6 protein-coding genes and 1 pseudogene are annotated in these 7,637 nt (G+C 42.2%); 5 read left to right on the top strand and 2 right to left on the bottom strand.

Translation table 11 applies throughout. The annotated features are described in order from the left end of the window. Nucleotides 1–2,705: ribonuclease E (gene rne / locus P20439_RS12705; RefSeq protein ID WP_036934003.1), on the bottom strand; the 2,705-nt coding region annotated here is incomplete at its 3' end. A gap of 776 nt (nucleotides 2,706–3,481) precedes the next feature. Between rne and rluC the strand changes: the two are divergent. Beyond that, a pseudogene (gene rluC, locus P20439_RS12700) lies at nucleotides 3,482–4,440 on the top strand (23S rRNA pseudouridine(955/2504/2580) synthase RluC). Next, entirely contained in the window at nucleotides 4,437–5,096 is a 660-nt protein-coding gene (locus P20439_RS12695; protein ID WP_008467409.1) for an HAD-IA family hydrolase, read from the top strand. The pseudogene rluC and the gene P20439_RS12695 overlap by 4 nt, the downstream one beginning before the upstream one ends. Nucleotides 5,097–5,100: 4 nt before the next feature. Here P20439_RS12695 and P20439_RS12690 read toward each other — a convergent pair whose 3' ends face one another. Further along, nucleotides 5,101–5,706: a nucleoside triphosphate pyrophosphatase gene (locus tag P20439_RS12690; RefSeq protein WP_008467407.1), complete on the bottom strand. Its 606-nt coding sequence runs from the start codon at nucleotides 5,704–5,706 to the stop codon at nucleotides 5,101–5,103. 131 nt (nucleotides 5,707–5,837) lie between these two features. Here P20439_RS12690 and yceD point away from each other — a divergent pair, with 131 nt between their 5' ends. From yceD to plsX, 3 genes are read left to right on the top strand one after another with little or no spacing between them, the layout of a single operon-like run. After that, the gene (yceD, locus tag P20439_RS12685) at nucleotides 5,838–6,362 is read left to right on the top strand and encodes a 23S rRNA accumulation protein YceD (RefSeq protein WP_008109862.1); all 525 of its coding nucleotides are present in this window, start codon (nucleotides 5,838–5,840) and stop codon (nucleotides 6,360–6,362) included. Nucleotides 6,363–6,371: 9 nt separating this feature from the next. Further along, entirely contained in the window at nucleotides 6,372–6,542 is a 171-nt protein-coding gene (gene rpmF / locus P20439_RS12680; protein WP_008109865.1) for a 50S ribosomal protein L32, read from the top strand. 12 nt (nucleotides 6,543–6,554) lie between these two features. Further along, nucleotides 6,555–7,592 (top strand): phosphate acyltransferase PlsX, encoded by a 1,038-nt coding sequence (gene plsX, locus P20439_RS12675; RefSeq protein ID WP_008467405.1) that lies wholly within the window; start codon nucleotides 6,555–6,557, stop codon nucleotides 7,590–7,592. The last annotated feature ends 45 nt before the right edge of the window (nucleotides 7,593–7,637 follow it).

The raw sequence follows: 7,637 nt of genomic DNA, 5'->3' as shown, positions 1-7,637 counted from the left end.
TTTACTGGTTTTTCAGTTTTCACTGGTTCTGCAGCTTTCACTGGTTCTTCAGCTTTCACTGGCTCTTCAGCTTTCACTGGTTCTTCAGTTTTCACTGGTTCTTCAGTTTTCACTGGTTCTTCAGTTTTCACTGGTTCTTCAGTTTTCGCTAATTCTTCCTCAACAATGTTTTGTTCAACTGCATCAGAGGCATCAACGGCCGATTTATGTGCTTTTGCTTTTAGCTCTGCTTCGTATTCAGCAGCGGCTTGATCCGCAACGGGTACAAACGCAGGCGCTTCATCAGACTTTTCTGGTGCGTTTTCACCTTCAGGGCGACGACGGCGTTGACCTGATGCGCGAAGATGACGTGGTGAACGACGTGAACGAGTGCGTGTTTGCTCTTGTTCTTCATCTTGTGCCACAGCGTTATCGTTTGCATCAACAACAGCCTCTGCTTGTTCTTTAGCAGGTGCAGGTGCTTTTTCATCTGATACTGGCTTTTGCTTTTCAGCAACAGGTGCTTGTTCTTGTACTTGTGGCTTGTCTTCTTTCACCACAGGTTGCTCAACAGCTTGCTCTGTTGTTTGAACTTGCTCAGCACTTTCGTCTTGTACGCGAACTTTTTTACGTAAATTACGACGTTGGCGACGTACCTTAGGCTTTTGCTCTTTTGGCTCAGCACTTGCATTTTTGTCAGACTTAGGCGCAGTATCCGCGTTTTGAGTTGCCTCTGCTTTTACTTGCGTTTTATCTTCAGTTTTATGCTCAGGACGTTTACGCGTATTAGAATTGCGACGGCGCTTATTGCGATTCTCATTCTTTTCTTGCGTATCACCTGCAGGCGCTGACTCATTTTTAGTTTCAGTGTCTGTTGTACGTTCGTTACGTGGTTTATTACGTGGGTTGTTATTACGACGACGCTGGTTGTTGTTACGGCGACGATTATCACTACCACGATTGTTATTGGTGCGCTCTTGAGATTTCTTCTCAGAAGACTCTTGTGTTGTTTGCTCGCTTTCGTTTGCAAATAACGACTTAATCCACTTACCCAATGCAGTAAATAAACCAATTTTAGCTTTTGCTTCTACTACCGGCGCTGCTTTTGCTGCCGCTTGTGGAGCAGGCGTTGAAGGCATAACGACACCTTTAAGCTTCGGCTCTTCACGTACAGGGGCTGCTGGCGATTTAGACATTTCAAATGCTTCTGGCTCAGGCGCAACAACTTGCTCGTAGCTTACTGTTTCAAGCGTTTCATCTTTACGTAAGCGCATTACTTCGTAGTGTGGTGTTTCCATGTGTTGATTAGGAATAATCACTACGTCACATTTGTGATGCTTTTCAATGCGGTGAACGCTACGACGTTGCTCATTTAATAAATAAGCGGCAACAGCAACAGGTACTTGTGCATTTACTTGTGCAGTATTGTCTTTAATCGCTTCTTCTTCAATCAAACGTAAAATCGATAGTGCAATTGACTCGTTTGAACGAATAGTGCCTTGACCACTACAACGTGGACAAACACCTTGGCTTGCTTCACCTAGTGAAGGGCGTAGGCGCTGGCGCGACATTTCAAGTAAACCAAAGCGTGAAATTTTACCAATTTGAACACGCGCACGATCTGGGCGAGCGGCATCTTTTAAGCGGTTTTCTACTTCACGTTGATGACGTGGAGGAGTCATATCAATAAAGTCGATAACAATTAAACCACCTAAGTCACGTAAACGAAGTTGACGTGCAATTTCATCCGCTGCTTCTAAGTTGGTGTTAAGTGCTGTTTCTTCAATATCGCCGCCTTTTGTTGCTTTAGACGAGTTGATATCGATAGACGTAAGTGCTTCAGTAGGGTCAATAACAATTGAACCGCCTGACGGTAAACGCACTTCACGTTGGAACGCAGACTCAATTTGGCTTTCAATTTGGTAATGCGTAAATAACGGTGTGTCACCTTGATAAAGCTTAACGCGGCTCATAAAGTCAGGACGAAAACGCTCAATGTGCGCTTTAGCTTCTTCAAAAACACGTGGCTTATCAATTAAAATTTCGCCAATGTCACGACGTAAATAGTCGCGAATGGCGCGGAAAATCACGTTGCTTTCTTGGTGAATTAAGAATGGCGCTTTAGCACTGTCTGCCGCTTGTTGAATAGCTTCCCAGTGGACTAATAATGCTTTTAAATCGTAGTTTAATTCTTCAAACGATTTACCAACACCCGCAGTACGTACAATCAAGCCCATACCTTTAGGTAGTTCTAAACGGCTAAGCGACTCTTTAAGTTCAGTTCGCTCATCACCTTCGATACGGCGAGAAATACCGCCAGCGCGAGGGTTATTAGGCATAAGCACTAAGTAGCTGCCGGCAACGCTGATAAAGGTTGTGAGTGCAGCACCTTTTTGGCCACGCTCTTCTTTATCAACTTGTACGATTACTTCTTGACCTTCTTTGATCACGTCGCGAATATTCGGACGACCATGAAAGGTGTAACCTTGCGGGAAGTAAGTGCGAGCAATTTCTTTTAATGGAAGGAAACCATGACGATCAGCACCGTAATCAACAAATGCTGCTTCTAAAGATGGTTCAATGCGTGTGATTTTGCCTTTATAAATATTGGCTTTTTTCTGTTCGTGACCTGGGCTTTCTATATCTAAATCATATAGGCGCTGGCCGTCAACCAGTGCTACGCGCATTTCTTCTTGCTGCGTTGCATTGATTAGCATACGTTTCATAATGTTACTCTACTAGTTTGTGTCGCTGACATGACGATGTTTTTCTCGCCTGTTCAGGTGTTCCTATTTTTAGAATGTGCAGCCTCACGACTGGGTCTTTAACGGAACGGCTCTGTATTTTGGTACGCAGTATTTTAAATGCCGGCAAACAATAGGGTGCTATCACGCTATTAAATTCTAAAGGGATTCAAATGTGTCGGCTGTTTAGCTCAATACTCATTTTATCCAGAAGTTGGCCTGTCATATCAATCTTATTAAATGCATTCATATTAGGTGCGTAGGGCTCTTTAGGTTCAAACCATAGTTTCGTTTTTAAAACTACCGTTATCTATTTTATGAGCAAAAATCGCTACCGATGTTAATGAACGCTTATTTATTAGATTTTTTTAGTTCTAAATAAGCTGCTGTACGGTACTACTACAATATTTGAGCGAATTCTGAACGGCGTGTTTTTTACGCCGTCACTATCAGACAAATTATCTGTTCATTGCTTTTACTATCACATTAAAAATCAATTCATGTTCAAACTTAACCAGCAATATATTACGCGCATTGCCGTTAGTTGTGCGCACGTGTTGACTGGGTATGTATAAAAGCTTTGGAAAACTTAACTCGGATCTGTATGATCGGTTACCCAGAATGTGCATCACGAATGTTTTGTTGTGTTAAAAAGCACCGTTGTTATTTGCAAATACTAAATATTTGCGCTGCTGATTATCCCACTATTATAACCGTGTTAGCAACTAAATTATTTTACTTAAATCAGTGATTAGGCAATGTCAGAAAAAACCGGCTTACAAGTATCTTTTGTCACGATCAACGAAGACCACCTAGGTCAGCGTATTGATAACTTTCTTATTACCCATTTAAAAGGGGTGCCTAAAAGCGCAATTTATAAAATTCTTCGTAAAGGTGAGGTGCGTGTTAATAAAAAACGCATCAAACCTGTGTATAAATTGCAGCTAGACGACGTTATTCGTATACCGCCAATTAGAGTGTCAGAGCGTGAAGAGTTTGTACCCTCAAAACTCGATAAAGTAACGCGCCTCGAAGACGATATATTATTTGAAGATAAATACCTAATTGTTATTAATAAGCCCTCAGGCATGGCTGTGCATGGCGGTAGTGGCTTAAGCTACGGGCTTATTGAAGCATTACGCGTTTTACGCCCAGAAGAGCGTAGCCTTGAGCTTGTGCATCGGTTAGACCGTGATACCTCAGGTTGTTTACTCATTGCTAAGCGACGCTCAGTGCTGACCGCTTTGCATGAGCAATTACGCGAAAAAACCATGGAAAAAATTACTGGGCATTGGTAGAAGGCCAATGGGATTCTAAAACGAAAAATGTAACTGAAGGCTTGCGTAAAAATACCCTTAAATCGGGTGAGCGCGTAGTACGTGTTGATAATACCGAGGGCAAACCGTCGCATACTCGTTTTAAAGTGCTTGAGCGTTTTAACGATTGTTCATTAGTACAGGCATCCCCTGTAACTGGTCGTACTCACCAAATTCGTGTGCATACTCAGTGTCAAGGCCATGCTATTGCCTGTGATGATAAGTACGGCGACCAAGGATTTGATGAGTCAATGCGTAAACGCGGTTTAAACCGCTTATTTCTACACGCGCATGATTTAAGCTTTTACCATCCTAAAAACGAAACCACTATGCGAGTAGAAGCACCGCTTGATAAAGCACTATCAAGTTGTTTAGTAAAACTTAGAGCAGCAAAGGCGTGATCGTAACCCCAATAAAACATTACAAGCTGGTGATTTTTGATTGGGATGGCACCATTATGGATTCAATTAGCAAAATCGTTAATTGCATTCGCAAAAGTGCCCAATCACATAATATTGAGCCGCCAAGCGATACCGCTAGTAAAAATATTATTGGTTTATCGCTTGAAAACGCAATCGTAACCTTGTTTCCTGATCACAGCGAACATCACGAAACGCTTATTGCAGGTTATAAACAGCAATATGCACTTGATACCACCCCAACACCGGTGTTTGATCACGTTACACAGGTACTCACTGAGTTAAAAAATCAAGGCGTAATATTGGCGGTTGCCACAGGTAAAAGCCGAGTAGGACTGGAACGTCTACTGAATGAAAGCCAACTGCGTCACTTTTTTAGTGCTACGCGTACCAGCGACGACGCTAAATCAAAGCCTGCTCCCGATATGCTTTATCAATTGCTTGAAGAGCTAGGGATAAGTGTTGATGAAGCGCTAATGATAGGCGACACCCAAATAGATATGGCAATGGCAAAAGCCGCGGGTATGGATAGAATAGGGGTAACCATGGGTGTGCACAACGCAGCGCAATTAAACGAGTTAACCCCGATTGCAACGGCTGACAACTATCAGCAGTTGCAAAATATATTACTCGGTTAATCAGTTAATTTGCGCTAGGCACTTGAGCTGCTAATACATCAACACCAAACTCAGCCAATAATTGGCTGAGTTTAATGAGTGGTAAACCAATTAAGCTGTTTGGATCATCACCACTGAGCTTTTCAAATAAACAAATACCCAAGCCTTCACTTTTAAAACTTCCAGCACAGTTATAAGGTTGCTCTGCATCGCAATAAGCACTTATTTGCGCCGTTGTTAACGTTTTAAAGGTCACATTGAATGGCTCAATAATGGTTTTGCATTGCTTAGTGTGTATATCGTACACACATAAACCAGTTAAAAAAGTGACTGTTTGCCCACTAAATAAGCTCAATTGCTTTATTGCGTTTTCTTTATTGTGCGGCTTACCTAATATTTGGCTATCAAATACAGCAACTTGGTCGGAGCCAATCGCGAGGCCTTGGTCAAAATGATCGACGGCTGCTGCGGCTTTTAATTCACTGAGGCGCTTAACAAGTGTGCTTGGTGTTTCGTTTTTATGCGGCGTTTCGTCAACATCTGGCGAAAACGTTTCAAACGGCAGATTAAATTTTTGTAATAAAGACTGCCTAAATGGCGAGCTTGAGGCTAATATAAGGGGGTGCTTCATGGCATGTTTTCCTAGCGTAAATCAGATTGAGTTAGGATAAATCAGATCCGTGAGTAAAACACGTGAAAAACAACGTAAAATTGGTTTTTTACTTTGACTAACTTACTAACTATCTATATGATGCAGCCCCTATGCAAAAGGTGAAAATTCCCATCACCCTTCATCCGGGCAAAGCAGCTCAGCATCGTTTAAAGTATGACGGCGTTGTACCGCTTGAGAAACTTCCTCGTTTACGAGGGGTTATCCAGGAAGAAGTAGGTGAAATAGCGGTAAAAATTCATTGCAAAAACGATGAGCAAGGTTTAGTTGTGATTAGTGGCAATTTGTCCACACACGTAACTGTCACTTGTCAACGTTGTAATGGTGATTTAGGGTTGGATTTGGATCAAGACTTTGTGTATTCGCCAGTCGGTTTGGATGCAGAGTCAGATGATCTTCCAGAAAGCTACGACGAAGTAGCACTTGATGAAAATGGTGAAATAGACGTGTTTGAGTTAATCGAAGACGAACTTATTTTAGCAGTGCCATTAGTGCCTACCCACAACGAAGCTTCATGCAGTTATACAGCAGAGCCTGCTAGCTTTGGTGTTTTAAAGGCGGAAGATGATAAACCAAATCCATTTGATATTTTGAAACAACTTAAGAAAGATTCTTAGGAGAAGACTATGGCTGTACAAAAAAGCAAAAAGTCTCGTGCAAGACGCGGCATGCGCCGTTCACACGATGCGATCAGTGGTCCAACTTTAACTGTAGACCAAACATCTGGTGAGACTCATCGTCGTCACCATGTGACTGCAGATGGTTACTACAAAGGCGTTCAAGTAATTTCTAACTAAGAGATTGCTTATATGCTGACTAATCTAACCATAGCGTTAGATATGATGGGGGGCGATTATGGCCCCCGTTCATCTATCCCCGCAGCCGTTCGTGCGGTAAATGCTAATGCCAACTTAAAACTCATTTTATGTGGCAACGAGCAAGTAATAGCTAAACAATTAGAATCACTCGATTCGCTTTCTCATCCCAGATTAATAATTCGCCACTGTAACGATGTTGTTACCAATGCCTGCGAACCCGCTGTTGCTGTACGCTCAAAAAAAGATTCCTCCATGCGAGTTGCCCTTGATTTAGTTAAATCGGGCGAAGCGCAAGCCTGTGTTAGCTCTGGTAATACAGGGGCGCTATTTTTTATGGCGCATTACGTATTAAAAATGCTTCCAGGGGTTAAACGTCCCGCACTGATATCTGCTGTACCTACTGAACGTAAAAATCCTGTTTACTTACTCGACTTAGGCGCTAATGTGCATTGTGATGCGCAAATGCTGTATCAGTTTGGCATTATGGGCTCTGTGGTTGCAGGCCAAGCACTTGGCTGCGATAACCCTAAAGTAAGTTTATTAAATATTGGTGCTGAAGATATAAAAGGCCATGAAGAAATTAAGCAAGCCGCACAATTAATGCAACAAAGCGAGCTGATTAATTATATTGGGTATAGCGAAGGTAGCGATATTTTTTCTGGCAAGGCCGATGTTATCGTCTGTGAAGGCTTTGTCGGTAATGTTGCACTTAAAACCTGCGAAGGCATTGCTAAACTTATCATGAAAAAGTTTACCCGTGCCCTCGAAAAGCACGTCGTTTACAAGTGCATGGCGTTTATGTTGGCGCCAATCATAAAAAAACTCTATAAAAGAGTGAACCCCGACCAGTATAACGGCGCTTCTCTGGTAGGATTGCGCGGTATTGTTGTTAAAAGCCATGGAAATGCCTCAGCTAAAGCATTTCATGCTGCAATCGACGAAGCAGTGAAAGAAGTAGAACGTCAACTTCCAGATAAAATAGCTGCTATTTTCGAAAAAACACATTCTAAAGACACGGCGGTTGAATAACAGTTAACGTGCCGTGTTACACATTATTTATTTTGTTTAATTAAA

The sequence above is a fragment of the Pseudoalteromonas sp. BSi20439 genome (genome assembly GCF_000241165.1).
In the GTDB taxonomy this organism is placed as follows: Bacteria; Pseudomonadota; Gammaproteobacteria; order Enterobacterales; family Alteromonadaceae; genus Pseudoalteromonas.
This window is presented reverse-complemented; position numbering and strand designations above follow the sequence as displayed.

Coding starts and splice junctions, on each gene's coding strand:
- plsX (WP_008467405.1), top strand. CDS start 6,555: ATGCTGACTAATCTAACCATAGCGTTAGATATGATGGGGGGCGATTAT.
- P20439_RS12690 (WP_008467407.1), bottom strand. CDS start 5,706: ATGAAGCACCCCCTTATATTAGCCTCAAGCTCGCCATTTAGGCAGTCT.
- rpmF (WP_008109865.1), top strand. CDS start 6,372: ATGGCTGTACAAAAAAGCAAAAAGTCTCGTGCAAGACGCGGCATGCGC.
- yceD (WP_008109862.1), top strand. CDS start 5,838: ATGCAAAAGGTGAAAATTCCCATCACCCTTCATCCGGGCAAAGCAGCT.